The 14,297-nt window shown below is 41.1% G+C and carries 11 protein-coding genes, 1 tRNA gene and 1 pseudogene; 10 read left to right on the top strand and 3 right to left on the bottom strand.

The window, feature by feature from the left end; all coding sequences use genetic code 11:
- Positions 1–195: 195 nt before the first annotated feature.
- From L0B70_RS08210 to L0B70_RS08225, 4 genes are all read left to right on the top strand, one after another.
- Positions 196–1,434, top strand: a complete 1,239-nt coding sequence (locus L0B70_RS08210; protein ID WP_235141339.1) for an aspartate kinase — start codon at positions 196–198, stop codon at positions 1,432–1,434.
- Between the two features lie 6 nt (positions 1,435–1,440).
- Entirely contained in the window at positions 1,441–3,285 is a 1,845-nt protein-coding gene (locus L0B70_RS08215; protein WP_235141340.1) for a lysophospholipid acyltransferase family protein, read from the top strand.
- Positions 3,286–3,365: 80 nt separating this feature from the next.
- Positions 3,366–3,438 (top strand) — tRNA-Phe (locus L0B70_RS08220).
- Between the two features lie 139 nt (positions 3,439–3,577).
- The gene (locus L0B70_RS08225; RefSeq protein ID WP_235141341.1) at positions 3,578–4,141 is read left to right on the top strand and encodes a DUF421 domain-containing protein; all 564 of its coding nucleotides are present in this window, start codon (positions 3,578–3,580) and stop codon (positions 4,139–4,141) included.
- A gap of 16 nt (positions 4,142–4,157) precedes the next feature.
- Here L0B70_RS08225 and L0B70_RS08230 read toward each other — a convergent pair whose 3' ends face one another.
- A complete protein-coding gene (locus tag L0B70_RS08230) occupies positions 4,158–6,308 on the bottom strand; it encodes an endonuclease MutS2 (RefSeq protein WP_235141342.1) in 2,151 nt (716 codons plus the stop codon).
- A gap of 459 nt (positions 6,309–6,767) precedes the next feature.
- Here L0B70_RS08230 and L0B70_RS08235 point away from each other — a divergent pair.
- Positions 6,768–7,408 (top strand): annotated as a pseudogene (locus L0B70_RS08235) (uracil-DNA glycosylase).
- Here the strand turns inward: L0B70_RS08235 and L0B70_RS08240 are convergent.
- Together L0B70_RS08240 and L0B70_RS08245 are read right to left on the bottom strand one after the other, a co-directional pair.
- Complete coding sequence (locus L0B70_RS08240; RefSeq protein ID WP_235141343.1) at positions 7,395–8,027, bottom strand: hypothetical protein; 633 nt, start codon at positions 8,025–8,027, stop codon at positions 7,395–7,397. The pseudogene L0B70_RS08235 and the gene L0B70_RS08240 overlap by 14 nt on opposite strands.
- 4 nt (positions 8,028–8,031) lie before the next feature.
- A complete protein-coding gene (locus tag L0B70_RS08245; protein WP_235141344.1) occupies positions 8,032–8,523 on the bottom strand; it encodes a DUF456 domain-containing protein in 492 nt (163 codons plus the stop codon).
- Between the two features lie 69 nt (positions 8,524–8,592).
- Here L0B70_RS08245 and L0B70_RS08250 point away from each other — a divergent pair, with 69 nt between their 5' ends.
- The 5 genes from L0B70_RS08250 to L0B70_RS08270 are packed head-to-tail and all read left to right on the top strand — an operon-like array spanning position 8,593 to position 14,224.
- Positions 8,593–9,852 carry a mechanosensitive ion channel family protein gene (locus tag L0B70_RS08250; protein WP_235141345.1) on the top strand — a complete coding sequence of 420 codons (1,260 nt, stop codon included), beginning with the start codon at positions 8,593–8,595 and terminating at the stop codon, positions 9,850–9,852.
- Between the two features lie 6 nt (positions 9,853–9,858).
- Complete coding sequence (locus tag L0B70_RS08255; RefSeq protein WP_235141346.1) at positions 9,859–10,578, top strand: pyridoxine 5'-phosphate synthase; 720 nt, start codon at positions 9,859–9,861, stop codon at positions 10,576–10,578.
- A gap of 34 nt (positions 10,579–10,612) precedes the next feature.
- The gene (locus tag L0B70_RS08260) at positions 10,613–11,401 is read left to right on the top strand and encodes an alpha/beta fold hydrolase (protein WP_235141347.1); all 789 of its coding nucleotides are present in this window, start codon (positions 10,613–10,615) and stop codon (positions 11,399–11,401) included.
- Between the two features lie 28 nt (positions 11,402–11,429).
- Positions 11,430–12,449: an SDR family oxidoreductase gene (locus tag L0B70_RS08265; protein ID WP_235141348.1), complete on the top strand. Its 1,020-nt coding sequence runs from the start codon at positions 11,430–11,432 to the stop codon at positions 12,447–12,449.
- Positions 12,446–14,224 carry a long-chain fatty acid--CoA ligase gene (locus L0B70_RS08270; protein ID WP_235141349.1) on the top strand — a complete coding sequence of 593 codons (1,779 nt, stop codon included), beginning with the start codon at positions 12,446–12,448 and terminating at the stop codon, positions 14,222–14,224. The genes L0B70_RS08265 and L0B70_RS08270 overlap by 4 nt, the downstream gene beginning before the upstream one ends.
- Positions 14,225–14,297: the final 73 nt, after the last annotated feature.

Consider the following 14,297-nt stretch of genomic DNA (forward strand, 5'->3'; position numbering starts at 1 on the left):
TCTTTTCATTAAAGTGAGACAATAGGTGTTTCTGCCGGAATTTGGCGCAGCACCGACGGATTAATTTTGAAAGTCATTTTCTCTAATAGTTGACCAAGTTTTTTTATTCCGTGCTAAATTGATAATTTTGAACTTTAAAATTTTTTCTTCGGCAAAGGTTTTAGTTGCATAAATTATTGATATTTAAATATTTAGATGAAAGTTTTTAAGTTTGGTGGTGCCTCTGTGAAAGATGCCGAAAGTGTGAAAAATGTCTCGGTCGTCTTAGGATCGGAAGGTTTCGAAAATTGTTTGCTGGTTGTTTCGGCCATGGGGAAGACGACCAATGCCTTAGAAAAAGCCGTTGAAAACTATTTCAACAAGATCGATTACCAAACAGAAATTGAAAAGGTGAAGCAAAACCATCTGGAAATTTCAGAGGGTCTTTTTCAAAAAGACCATCCGGTTTTGGCGGAAATCTCTCTGTTTTTTGATGATATTGAATCTTTTTTACGCCGGAATAAATCGCCCAACTATAATTTTGTTTACGATCAGGTTGTGAGCTGTGGCGAAATGATCTCCAGTAAAATTGTGAGCGAATACCTGAATGACATTCAATTCAAAAACGAATGGCTTGATGCCCGGGATTATATTAAAACCGACAGCAACTACCGCGAGGGCAACATCAACTGGGAAGCCACGCAACGGAATATTGCCGAAATAAATCTCCAAACGTGTTTCGTAACGCAGGGTTTCATCGCATCGGAGGCCAATAATTTTACCGTAACGCTGGGCCGGGAAGGCTCCGATTATTCTGCCGCTATCTTTGCCTACTGTTTAAACGCGGAGGCGATGACGATCTGGAAAGATGTTCCGGGTGTGATGACGGGCGATCCGCGAAAGTTCGAAAACGTAAAACTTTTGTCCAACATTTCCTATGAAGAAGCGATTGAAATGGCCTATTACGGTGCGTCAATCATTCATCCAAAAACCCTGCAGCCACTGAAGCAGAAAAATATTCCTTTCTATGTGAAATCTTTTCTGGATCCAAGAAATCCGGGAACCAAAGTGGGCGCTTCTGCAAAAAACGAGGAGCAGGAAACCTATATTTTAAAAGAAAACCAGAGTTTAATCCATATTTCGACGCGGGATTTCTCCTTTATCGCCGAGGAGCATTTAAGCCAAATTTTTGCGCTGCTGGCTAAGAATAAAATTACGATTTCCCTGATGCAGACTTCTGCAATCTCGCTTGCGCTCTGCATTGAAGATAAATATGATGCCATCGACCATCTAAACCAGGAACTGCAAATCAGCTTTAATACCGAAATGGTGAAAAGTGTTTCGCTTTTTACCGTGAGAAACGCTAAATTAGAGGACTTAAATAAATTTTACGAAAATAAAAATATATTATTAGAGCAAATTTCTAAAAAAACGATTCAAGTCGTAACTAACTAATAACCAATGAGTCTCATTTCTAAGAATGATCTAATTAAGGCATCGGGTTTAGGCAAGATCGGGTTTATGAAAAATCCGGTAGCGTCTGCCATTATGCGTTTAACGAAGATTAATGAAGTTAATCAGCTGTACGACGTCCTGAAAAACAAAAAAGGCAAAGATTTTTTCGATGCCTTCGTGCGCGAAAGAAATTTAAAATACATTGTATTTGCGGAAGATTTGGCGAAAGTGCCGAAAACAGGACCTTTTATTTTGGTTTCCAATCATCCGCTGGGCGCGATCGACGGAATTTTAATGACGAAAATCCTCACGGAAATCCGGCCGGATTTTAAGATTATGGGCAATTTTCTTTTAGAAAAAATCGAGCCCATGAAACCTTTCGTCATTCCTGTAAATCCTTTTGAAGGCCGCAAAGATGCGCGCAACAGCTCCGTGGGAATGCGCGAAACACTGAAGCATTTGCAGAGCGGCGGTTGCGTGGGCATATTTCCGGCAGGCGAAGTTTCTAATAAAAATAATGAATTCGGCGAAATTTTAGATAAGACCTGGGAGAAGCCGGCTTTAAAACTTATTAAAATGGCAAAAGTTCCCGTGGTTCCCATGTATTTTCATGCGAAAAACAGCCGCGTTTTTTACCATTTTTCCAAACTTCATCCCGATTTGCAAACCTTGCTGCTGCCGGCGGAAATGATGCACAACCGCGAGAAACCCATTCGAATCCGCATCGGAAAACAGATTTCGGTAAAAGTTTTGGAAGATCACGATACCATCGAAGAGATGGGCGAATTTCTGCAGAAGAAAATCTACATGCTGAAATCTTATTATGAAAAAAGAAGAACGATCGCCGAGCAGCTGAAACTTCCCAATTTAAAGCTGAATTTTGCTTTGTTAAAGGAAGAGAATGTTGTGCAGAACATCATCGACGAGACGCCGCAGGAAGATTTAATCAACGAAATCAACGCGTTGTATAAAGCGGACAAAATGCTTTTCCGGAACGGAATTTATGAAGTTTTTTTTGCAGCCTATTCCGAGATTCCCTCAATCATGCGGGAGATCGGGCGACAGCGCGAACTGACGTTCCGGAAAATTGGCGAGGGCAGCAATCTACCCTTCGATCTGGACGAATATGACGAGCATTACCGTCATCTGTTTTTATGGGATAATAAAGCCCAAAAACTGGCCGGCGCTTACCGAATGGCATTGGGAAGCGAGGTAATGAAGAAACACGGCATCAACGGCTTTTATACGAGCTCTTTGTTTGAATTTGATCCGGAATTACGGCCTTTCTTCCGCAAAGTAATCGAAATGGGCAGGGCCTATATTTCGGCGGAATATCAGCAGAAGCCGCTGCCGCTTTTCCTTTTATGGCGCGGTATTGTTCATGTTTGCCTGCGAAATCCGGAGCATAAATTTCTGATGGGTGGCGTAAGTATTTCAGACAAATTTTCGGAATTTTCCAAATCTTTGATGATCGAATTTATGCGTTCCAATTATTACGATTCGGCGGTGGCACAATACATTCACCCAAAAAATGAATTCAAGGTAAAATTAAAAGACCGCGATAAACATCTTTTTTTCGATGAGGTAGAATCCGACTTAAACAAACTCGATAAAATAATCGATGATCTGGAACCTGAAATGCGTTTGCCGGTTCTCATCAAAAAGTATATCAAACAAAACGCGAAAGTCGTTTCCTTTAACGTTGATCCGAGTTTTAATGATGCCATTGATGGTTTAATGTATATTCGAATCAGCGAACTTCCCGAAAGTACCATTAAACCTGTTTTGGAGGAAATGAGTGAGCAAATTCAAAAAGAAGAAAATAATCACGTTGATAATCAACAAACTTAGGGGATTGGCGTGAAATAGTTTCGAAATGATTTGTGAGAGAAGAAGAAAGTTCCTATTTTTGCACCACTCAATTAACGAAAGGTCTCTTAGCTCAGTTGGTAGAGCAATGGATTGAAAATCCATGTGTCCCTGGTTCGATTCCTGGAGAGACCACTTTAATATCAATCACTTACAGCAATGTAGGTGATTTTTTTTGCTTTGATAACGTTTATTCTCTTTACGGCAAGTTATAATTATGGCGCGAAATTTAGTAGCTTTATCCTGCGCTTAAACTAATTTAAAATACGCAATTATGATCGAAGCCAGCGAGTATACGTTTGATTTTTGGAAAATGATTTTCGGAGAATTTACCTATATGATTTATTTGGAAATCATTTTGCGGGTTCTCATTATCATGGTTTATACCATTCTGATGATCAGGTGGCTCGGAAAGCGGGTTGTGGGCGGCTTAGGCAGCGCAGATGTTCTGCTGATCGTCGCCATGGGAAGTGCCGTGGGCGATGCCATGTTTTACCCAGACATTCCGTTGGCCGTGCCCATTGCGGTTATCACCTTGATCGCCGCTTTTCAAAAATTTTACGTTTATATTGGGATTAAATATGAACCGGTACGGCGGATTACCGATCCGAAAGTCATGAAACTCGTGGAGAACGGACAGCTTTTAAAAGAAAATTTTACCGAAGACGATATCGATGAAAATGAAGTGTACATGCTACTTCGGCAGGAGGGAATCCGCTATCTTTCGGAGGTGGAACATGCATATTATGAACAATCCGGCGTGCTGAGCGTGTATAAATTTGACGATCCCGTTCTGGAAAATTCGATTCTACCGGAGCATTTGGACAGTTTAAAATAGAAAATCGAGGTTATTTTTAAATCCGCTCAAGTTCATCACCTGAAATCTGCGTTTTGAAAGTTCCGTAATTCACCGAAACTTTACCGTTTTTCTCAATTTTTTCTATGGTTCCAACGCTGGTAGAGCCCGGAATTCTTACCCGTTGTCCCACTTTCATCCAAACCGCACGTTCCCGCTGGCGTTTATCTTCCAATTTCTCGTGCGTCTCAACAATTTTTTCCTGAACATCCACTTTTTTCAGCTGCTGCGTAATTTTGCGCTTCACGATTTGCATCTTCTTATTTTCGTCTTTGTCCGCGCCAAGTTTTCGGAATTTTTCCTGCTCCAGAATTTTCACGAAGTCGCCGACGACCAGTTTTCGCGATTTCCCTTTGATGTAGGAATCGATAAAACCTTCAATTTTATTTCCAAATTGAAGTTTCCGGTGTTCGTCTTCATAGAGTTTTTGAAAGTTGAAAAGTTTTTGCTGCAGTTGCTCGTTCAGTTTTTCCAGGTTTTCCTTTTTATTTTGTGTAGAATCGCGCTTTTCGGTGAGATCGGTCCGTAATTTTTCGACCTCAAATTTTTCCTGCTGAAGTTTTACGATCGTCTTATCCAGATTGATGATGTCGTGCTCCACTTTTTTCTTTGCCGCCTCGATGATGTATTTTGGAATTTTATTTTTTTCTGCCACTTCGAAAGTGAAAGAACTTCCCGCCTGCCCAACTTCCAGTTTATAAAGCGGTTCCAGCGAATGTTCATCAAAAAGCATGGCCGCATTTTGGGCATTTGGCAGCTGCTCGATAACGAGTTTAATGTTTGTGTAATGGGTGGTGATGATGGCAAAACTTTTCTTGTCGTAGAAAAATTCCAAAAAAGCTTCAGCCAGCGCGCCGCCGAGTTCGGGGTCGGAACCGGTTCCAAATTCATCGATCAACAAAAGCGTGTCTGCATTTGCTTCTTTAATAATGGTCGACATCTTCTTCAGCCGCGACGAATACGTAGAAAGTTGATTTTCAATCGACTGATTGTCACCAATATCCGTCATCAGTTTATCGAAGAAAAACATCTCCGATTTCGGGTGAACCGGCACCAAAATTCCACTCTGAATCATGAGCTGCAGCAGACCAACAGTCTTCAAAGTAATCGATTTTCCGCCCGCGTTGGGCCCGGAAATACAGATGATCCGGTTATGTTCCGTAAAAGTTAACGTCTGCGGGAAGATTTTCTTTTTCTCTGCTAAATTTCGGATCCAAAGCAAAGGGTGATACGCCTGCACGAGCCGCATCGTTTTGTGGACGTTGATTTTCGGTAAAACACCGTGTATTTTTTCGGCGAATTTAGCCTTCGCGCGCGTGAGATCTAAATCGAAAATATAGGTTTGATAGTCGGAAAGCTGCGGCTGAAATTCGGCGATTTCTGTCGTCAGTTTTCTTAAGATTTTATCGACTTCTTTCTTTTCTTCCTCAATGTCCTCGCGAAGTTTAAACTGATGTTTCACCACGGATTCCGGCTGAATGTATGTAATCGAGCCGGTTTTCGAAAGTCCCAAAACTCGTCCCGGCACGCGCTTTTTATACCCCGATTTCACCGCGAGTACGCGCTGATCATCGATAATACTTTCGCGGATATCATCCAGATAATCGGTATTCGTCAGCGCGGTTAAACTTCTGTTGAAGTTTTCCTGAATGGCTTTTCTGGCGTGAGAAATGTCTGCCCGCAACGTCTTTAAAATGGGCGAAGCTTCACTTTTAACTTCTCCGAAGCGGTTTAAAACTTTGTCGATGCGGTCGATAATTTCCTTTCGGTATTCCAAATCTTTCACGTCGTTGTGTAGGTTCCGAAATAAATCCTCATAAACGGGATAAAACTTTTGTAACCTTGCAATCTGCTCCGTTAAACTTTTTATTTTAAGAAACGATGCGTTTTCCAGACGGTAATTTTCGATGACCATCAGTTTCAGTTCTTCCTCAATATCTTCATATTCGTGAAAGGGAATAGCGTTATCGCTTTCGAAACTCGATAAAAATTCGGCTACTTTTTTTAAGGAAATTTCGGCTTCGTCCTGCGCGAAAGGCCGCAGTTTCGAAATTTTATCTGCTGTTTTCTTGGAGTAAGCAAAAGGGGCGATTTCCGCGAGTAATTCGGGAAATTCAAGTTCGTCTAAATCGTCTTTTTGTATATGCACTTTGCAAAATTAATTTATTTTAACATAATAAGACGAAAAGTTTTAGGAAGCGGTCCGTGTTAAAAAATATTAGTAAAGTCCGGCGGTTGAATTTTTTATCTTTGAAAAAAATACCAGCTCTCTGATTTTAACAGGCTTTGTTTTGAAAGTCCCCGACGATAGATACAATGTGAGATTAAGCTACGAACTGCTGACAGACTTTCAGGAAAAATAAATGATGTCTAAAGCTGCCCATTTTATTTTAAATTACGCCTTCAAAGAATTAAATTTGACCAAAATTGAAGTTTTCGCCGGTAGAAAAAATTTAAATTCCATTAAATTTATTTCAGAAATTTCAATTTATTTCAAATGAAAACTGCACGTACGAAAAATATTAGGAAGATATTATTTTCGACTTAGCGTAAATTTGTAACCTATCATCGCATATCGTTCATCATATATCAAACATCAAAAAAACGAATGACCTGGACCGAAATTCTAGCCCCCATCAAAGAAAGTCCCTATTTTCAGGATCTTTGGGAAAACGTAAAAGCAAGATACGCCGCCGAAAAATGTTTCCCGCCGAAAAAGCAGATTTTTCGCGCCTTGGAATTAACGCCTTTTAATGAGGTAAAGGTCGTCATCATCGGTCAGGATCCGTATCATAATGATTTTCAGGCGAACGGCCTGTGTTTTTCCGTCTCGGAGAATGTTACAGCGCCGCCCTCGCTCAAAAATATTTTCACGGAATTGAAAGATGATTTAGGAATTGAACGCACGAAAAAAGAACTCGATGACTGGGCGAAACAAGGCGTTTTACTTTTAAATGCGACTTTAACGGTGAAAGCGCACGAACCAAATTCGCACAAAGATCTGGGCTGGGAACGGTTTACGAATTTTATTATCGCAGAGATTTCGGAGCGTAAAGAAAATGTTGTGTTTGTTTTGTGGGGCGCTTTTGCACAAAAAAAGAGGAACTTATCGATTCCTCTCAACATTTTATTATTAAATCGGCGCATCCTTCGCCGTTTTCGGTTTATCGCGGTTTTTATGGCAGCAAGCCTTTTTCGACGATCAACGATTATTTAAAATCTAAAAATCTAAAACCTATTTCGTGGTAGTTCCGCCACGCTGTGTTTTCGGATCCACGGGAGTTCCTTTTTCAAAACGAAGCCCAATTTTGTACTTGCCTTTTAAAGCATTAAAGCCTTTTGCAGACGTTATTTCGGGCGCAACTTCTACTAGGGAAACATTGTAACCGTTAAAAGCCTGCATTTTCGAATAACCTCTGTCGGCACTGTTCATAGTGCTAATTCTAACCGTCATCGGTCTTGTTGCCAAGCCCATTAATTCGATTTCTGCGGTGGCAACACCTTCCCAAACACAGTTAGCGCCTTGGGGGCAGCGGCTGTCTTCCACCATTCTTTTGAAGGTGACATTCATTTCATATTCTTTCAGGAATTTGTTTTCGCCTTCCGATAAATAAACAACTCCCGACTTATTCATGCTGGATGATCCCTGTTCTTCCTGCGCAGTTTTTACTGCGTCGCGATCCGGTGGAAGTCCGACAGACATTTCCGGTTCTCCGGTGTTATTTGTTTTCACGGGTGTAGATTTTGTGGAGGTATTTGTCGCAATTTCGCTATTCGGTGTGATCGTTGAATTTTGGGAAGTTTTTTGGTTTTGACACGTGGCGAGGCTAAAAATTCCCAGGGCAGTAATAACGATTTTTGGTATCATAAGTTTAATTTTTAAAGATATCTATCAAAACTACCAAAAACATTGCCAAACCTACAATGAAATTAAATCCTGTGCCATATAAAAAACCGATAAATGCGCCTTTTGTTGAATTCCATGCTTTTTTTCTGTCGCTTGCGTCATGCAATAATTCGCCCACAAAAACACCCAAAAACATCCCGATTAAAAACCCAAAAGGAACAGGAATAAAAAACATTCCCACCAGTGTTCCGACCACCGAGCCTATACTTCCCCAGCGCGTGCCGCCGTATTTTCGGTTCGTGCGTGCGGGGATCACGTAATTAAGAACGACAGAAAGGGCCGTAAGAAACACAAAAATCCAGATGTAAACCATCGATAAAGGCGTATCGGTCCCGAACTTATAAATGAGCAAGCCACAGAGGCTTAAGAGCAATCCCGGCAAAACAGGAAGGAACGTTCCGACCAGCCCCAGAATTAAGAGAATTATACTCGCTAACTGAATTAAAGAAGCGTCCATACTTGATAAATTTTGTTAAAAGTAGTTATAAATCGGGGAAAGACAATCGGTTTTCCTATTTTTGCCTTAATGAATAGTGAACTGAAAGATACCAAAGATTTTCTGGAGACGATGAGTGATATGATTCACTTCTTTGTGAAGGACAACATCCCGGATGGCTGGGTTTTGTTCTGCCAGATCCTCTTTAAATTTGCCATTTTTGTCGCGCTGATTTATCTGGTCGATTTTCTGATGAAACTGCTCATCAACACGATTTTCAAATTATTTTACGACAATGATAAATATCCGGTTCTAAGATCCATTTACCAATCCAGAATAACCAATTCCTTTTCACATTTAATCGCACTTCTGTTCGGGAGTTTTGCCCTGTTTTCCGTGTTTTACCGCCACCCGAAAAGTTTTATCTTCCTGGAGAGAATGATCGGCCTGGCGATAGTCCTCGTCGTTGCAGGAATGCTTTACCGCGCATTGGCTGCGTTCCGAAACTATTTCATCATCAAACAGGATTACTACAAAATAATCGCCCTGAATGCCGTATCGCAAACCGTAAAGATCTTCGGGATTTTTGTTTCTTCGGTTATTGCTATCTGCGTTATTTTCGGCATCAGTGGTTCCGCCATTGTAGGGAGTTTGGGAGCAATTACGGCGGTGATGGTGCTGGTTTTCCGCGATACTATCTTGGGATTTGTGACGGGAATTCATGTTGCAACATCAAAAAATCTGAAGGTTGGCGACTGGATCGGAATTCCGAAATACAATCTGGAAGGCACCATTGAAGACTTGAATCTTTTAACGACAAAGATCCAGAATTTCGACAAAACCATTTCAACAATTCCAACCTATGATTTGCTGACAACGGAGATCAAAAATCTCCAGGTGATGTCGGAAAGCAACACACGGCGCATCAAACGTTCCATTATCTTTAACATCCATTCTTTTAAATTTCTGAACATTGAGGAGGTAAACCGATTGGAAAAGATCAACGTAATAAAAGATTATCTCGGTGAAGTGAAGGCGAGTATTATTAAAGAACGCGAATCCCTTCAGAATTCCGATTTGGTGATCAACGGTCGACAATTAACGAATATTGGTGTGTTTCGGGAGTACGCCTTTAATTACCTCAAGAAAAACGAACATATTGATCAGGAAGGAACGTTGATGGTTCGCCAGCTCGAAAATACGCCGCAGGGTTTGCCTTTGGAAATCTATTGTTTCACCAATGATTCGCAGTGGGAGATATATGAAAAAATTATGGCCGATATTTTCGATCACCTTTTGGTCGCTTCCAAGGACTTCGATCTGGAAATTATGCAGTTCACAAAAATTTAAGAAAAAATGACGAAACTCAGCGTAAATATTAATAAAATTGCCACCCTTCGAAATGCACGTGGCGGCGAATTGCCGAGTGTGACTGAAGCGGCAGTAAAGCTACAGGAATTCGGCGCGCAGGGAATCACAATCCATCCACGTCCAGACCAAAGGCATATCACGCAGAAAGATGTCTACGACCTGAAACCTTTGGTTCATACCGAATTTAACATCGAAGGCAATCCGCACCGGCCCTTTATCGACCTGGTCTTGGAAGTTAAACCGGAGCAGGTCACTTTGGTGCCTGACGCGAATGATGCCCTCACCTCCAACGCCGGGTGGGATTGCAAAGCACATTTGGGCTTTTTAAAAAATGTTATTTCGGAATTTAAAAGTGCCGGAATCCGAACGTCAATATTTTTGGATCCAAATCCGGATATGGTAAAATTTGCGAAAGAAACCGGCGCCGACCGCATCGAACTTTACACAGAAGCGTATGCCACGAACTATCCGAAAAATAAAGAAGAAGCCATTAAACTTTACGTTGAAACCGCCATCGAAGCGGAGAAATATGGGCTCGGGATGAATGCCGGACATGATTTAAGTTTAGATAATTTAAAGTATTTTGCAGACAACATTCCTAATTTGCTGGAAGTTTCCATTGGGCACGCTTTAATTTCCGAAGCGCTATATATGGGCCTTGAAAATACCGTACAAGCCTATTTGAAGCGGTTGGCAAAATGGTAAACAGGCAGTTTTAATTCTTAAAAATTAATTATTGATGGAAATTTTACATTCAAAAATATACGGACAGGATTACTCCGGAACACCTCTTTTGGTGTTCCACGGTTTGTTTGGCATGCTCGATAACTGGGGAAGTTTTGGCAAGGAAATGAGCGCGCTATTTCCGGTTCACTTAATCGATTTAAGAAATCACGGCAAAAGTTTTCACTCGCCCGAAATGTCGCATGATGATTTGGCCCACGATATTTTACATTACATGGAGTTCCACAAGCTCGAAAAATGTAATCTGTTAGGACATTCGCTGGGCGGAAAAGCCGTTATGCAGTTCGCCATTAAATATCCCCTGAAAGTGGAAAAGCTTATTGTTGTCGATATCGCACCAAAAGCCTATCCGCCGCATCACCAAGGTATTTTGAAAGCCCTGCAAAGTGTTGATTTCGAAAAAATAACGACGCGGCAGGAAGCGGAAGAGGTTTTAGAGCAGTACATTCCGGAGAAATCCGTTATTCAGTTTTTAGCAAAAAGTCTTTACTGGACCGAAGATAAAAGCTTAAACTGGCGTTTTAACCTCAAAACTCTTGCGGAGAAGTACAGCGAATTTGTTTCCAATGCCATTAAATTTGGCGTCTTTACTGGACCAACTTTATTTATTTCCGGCGGAAATTCCAACTATATTTTACCGCAGGATGAGTTTCAGATTAAACAACAGTTTCCGAACGCTTCGATCGTTACCGTAAAAAATGCGGGACATTGGGTACAGGCGGAAAATCCCACAGATTTTAATGAACTTGTTAAAGATTTTCTTTCCGAGCCGAAAGATCATTAATTTCGCTCTTCACCAACCACAATAAATCATGGTTTTAGTCACCGGCGCCACAGGAATTCTCGGAAGAGTACTCGTTTTAGAATTGCTGAAGCGCGGTAAAGCGGTGCGCGCCACGAAAAGAAAATCCAGCAATCTCGCAGAGGTTAAACATTCCTTTCAGTTTTACACCGATAATCCAGACGATTTTTTCAATAGGATCGAGTGGGTTGAGGTTGATTTTCAAGATTTAAGATCGCTGAAAAAAGCAGTCGAAAACGTGACGGAGGTCTATCATTGTGCCGCTAAAGTCAGTTTTCATCCGGACGACCGGCACGAAATGTATCTTTCCAACATCAAAGGCACAAAAAATTTGTTGTACGCCTGCGAAAATTCAATGGTGAAAAAATTCTGTTTTGTAAGTTCAATCTCCGTTTTGGATGGCGTGGATGAAAAAGGCGAAATGACGGAAGATTCCAATTATAACTCCAAGCTTCACCACTCGGGTTATGCAAAGTCTAAGCATTTTTCCGAAATGGAAGTTTGGCGCGCCGCTGCAGAAGGTTTAAATACGGTTATCATCAATCCTGGCATCATCATCGGCAGCGGAAACTGGCAATCGAGCAGTGGTGAAATTTTTGGAACCTTCGAGAAACAGCCCTTTGCCATGAGCGGAAGTTCGAATTACGTGGATGTTAGAGACGTTACAAACATTGCAATCCAGTTGATGGGAAGGAATGTATATAACGAAAGATTCATCGTTATTTCCGAAAATAAAAGGGTCGTCGATATGGCAAACCTGATCCGCGCAAAACTGGGCAAAACAAAAGCGAGAGTTTTATCAAAATCCGTTCTGAATTTCGGTTATGTTCTAAATGTCTTGTTCGGCTGGCTTTTACCACCATTAAGAATCCTGAATAAAGTTAATATTGAAGCCGTAACTTCGCACCGCATCGTATCCAATCAAAAAATTAAAGATGAACTGAACTATTCTTTTATTCCGGTGACGGAAAGCGTAGATTTTCATTTAAAGAATTATATTTCAGACCAAAAGAAGTCCCAGATCACATGAATATTGCAGAGTTTTTAAATAAAAATGCCGAAAAATTTCCCTCTAAATCCGCCATCGGTTTTAAGAAAAAGGAGCAGTGGAAAGAAATTCACTGGTCAGATTTAAGCCGGATGGTTTTTAAAACAGCAAACGCTTTACGCGAAGCCGGGATTTCAGCAAACGACAGAGTAGCGATCTATTCCGATAATTCCGCCGAATGGATCGTTTTCGATTTGGCTGTTTTATCTCTGGGCGCCGTAACAGTACCTATTTATTCCACAAACAATCTGGATCAGGCCGCCTATATTTTGAATGAAGCTGAATGCAGGATAATTTTGGTGGGTAATCAGGAACAATACGATGCTTCCTTTAAAATTTTAGAAAATAGCGCGTTCCTCACCCAAATTATTGCAGCGAAAAAATCGATTTGGATTCAGAAAGACCGCAGCCAATATTTTCAGGATTTTATAAAAGAAGCGGCGGAGAATTTTAATATTTGCGCGAAAGAAAATGAGGACCTGGCCACCATCATTTACACGTCCGGCACCACGGGAGCACCGAAGGGCGTTATGTTAACACATGGAAATTTCCACAAGTCCGTCGAAGCTCATTTCGATTTTTTTAAATTTAAAAATTTCGAGAATGAAAAGTCCCTTGCATTTTTACCACTGACGCATGTTTTCGAACGCAGCTGGACGTTGCTCGCCTTATCCGGTGGCGCAACGGTTTATTTTTTAGAAAATACCAAACTTATTGCCAGTGCCTTAACAGAGATTAAACCCACCATGATGTGCGCTGTGCCACGGTTTTATCAAAAAATATATGCCGGCGTAAACGAATTGGCACAAAACAGTTCGGATACGAAAAAGAGAATCTTTTCCTGGGCCGTGAAAGTAGGAACCGAAGTCGCCGAGAATCGCAGACTGCAAAAGTCGGTGCCGGTTTCTTTACAGATTAAAAATAAGGTGGCGGGACTATTGGTTTTCAACAAGATTAAAAATAAAATGGGCGGAAAACTCTGGTTCATGCCCTGTGGTGGCGCTTCCGTTTCGTCGGAGGTTACGCGTTTTTTTGAAGCTATTGGTATTCACGTCACTGTTGGTTATGGCTTAACTGAAACCACGGCTACGTTAACGTGTTTTCCGTTTCATCACTTTGAACACGGCTCCGCCGGAATTCCCATTGGTGATACGCAAATTAAAATTGGCGAAAACGACGAGATTCTCGCCAAAGGAAGCGGAATTATGAAAGGCTACTACAAGAAACCCGACGAAACTGCAGAAGTCTTCACAGCAGATGGTTGGTTTAAAACGGGCGACGCCGGAAGATTTGATGCACAGGGAAACCTCTTTATCACCGACCGAATAAAAGATTTGATGAAAACATCCAACGGTAAGTATGTGGCGCCACAACCTCTGGAAAATCTTCTCTCCAATAATAATTTTGTAAATCAGGTGATGGTTGTGGCGGAAGGAAAACCGTTTGTCACCGCCTTGATTATTCCAAATTTTGAGTCCTTAAAGGAGCAGATGGAGAAGATGAATATTCCTTTTACCACGTGGGAAGAAATTGTAAATTCAGAAAAAATAAAAGAATTTTATCACGAAAAAATTGAAGAAATTCAGAAAGGTCTTTCCGGCTTTGAAAAAGTGAAAAAGTTTGTTTTGATGCCGGCAGAATTTGAAATTAACAGCGGCGAAATTACACCCACACTTAAGGTGAAGCGCAACGTCGTTTTAAAGAAATATGCCGATGTTATCGATCGAATGTACGCGAACTCAGCGTTTAGTAAGTAGGTTTTTAGGAAGCGGCGATACCGCAGGATGTTTTGTTAACAAATAATAAAAAAAGAAGGCGGCGAAGCCGCGA

Origin of the sequence: Kaistella sp. 97-N-M2 (assembly GCF_021513235.1) — a bacterium.
Classification (GTDB): domain Bacteria; phylum Bacteroidota; class Bacteroidia; order Flavobacteriales; family Weeksellaceae; genus Kaistella.

Coding starts and splice junctions, on each gene's coding strand:
- L0B70_RS08260 (WP_235141347.1), top strand. CDS start 10,613: ATGGAAATTTTACATTCAAAAATATACGGACAGGATTACTCCGGAACA.
- L0B70_RS08255 (WP_235141346.1), top strand. CDS start 9,859: ATGACGAAACTCAGCGTAAATATTAATAAAATTGCCACCCTTCGAAAT.
- L0B70_RS08265 (WP_235141348.1), top strand. CDS start 11,430: ATGGTTTTAGTCACCGGCGCCACAGGAATTCTCGGAAGAGTACTCGTT.
- L0B70_RS08240 (WP_235141343.1), bottom strand. CDS start 8,027: ATGATACCAAAAATCGTTATTACTGCCCTGGGAATTTTTAGCCTCGCC.
- L0B70_RS08225 (WP_235141341.1), top strand. CDS start 3,578: ATGATCGAAGCCAGCGAGTATACGTTTGATTTTTGGAAAATGATTTTC.
- L0B70_RS08245 (WP_235141344.1), bottom strand. CDS start 8,523: ATGGACGCTTCTTTAATTCAGTTAGCGAGTATAATTCTCTTAATTCTG.
- L0B70_RS08270 (WP_235141349.1), top strand. CDS start 12,446: ATGAATATTGCAGAGTTTTTAAATAAAAATGCCGAAAAATTTCCCTCT.
- L0B70_RS08215 (WP_235141340.1), top strand. CDS start 1,441: ATGAGTCTCATTTCTAAGAATGATCTAATTAAGGCATCGGGTTTAGGC.
- L0B70_RS08250 (WP_235141345.1), top strand. CDS start 8,593: ATGAATAGTGAACTGAAAGATACCAAAGATTTTCTGGAGACGATGAGT.
- L0B70_RS08210 (WP_235141339.1), top strand. CDS start 196: ATGAAAGTTTTTAAGTTTGGTGGTGCCTCTGTGAAAGATGCCGAAAGT.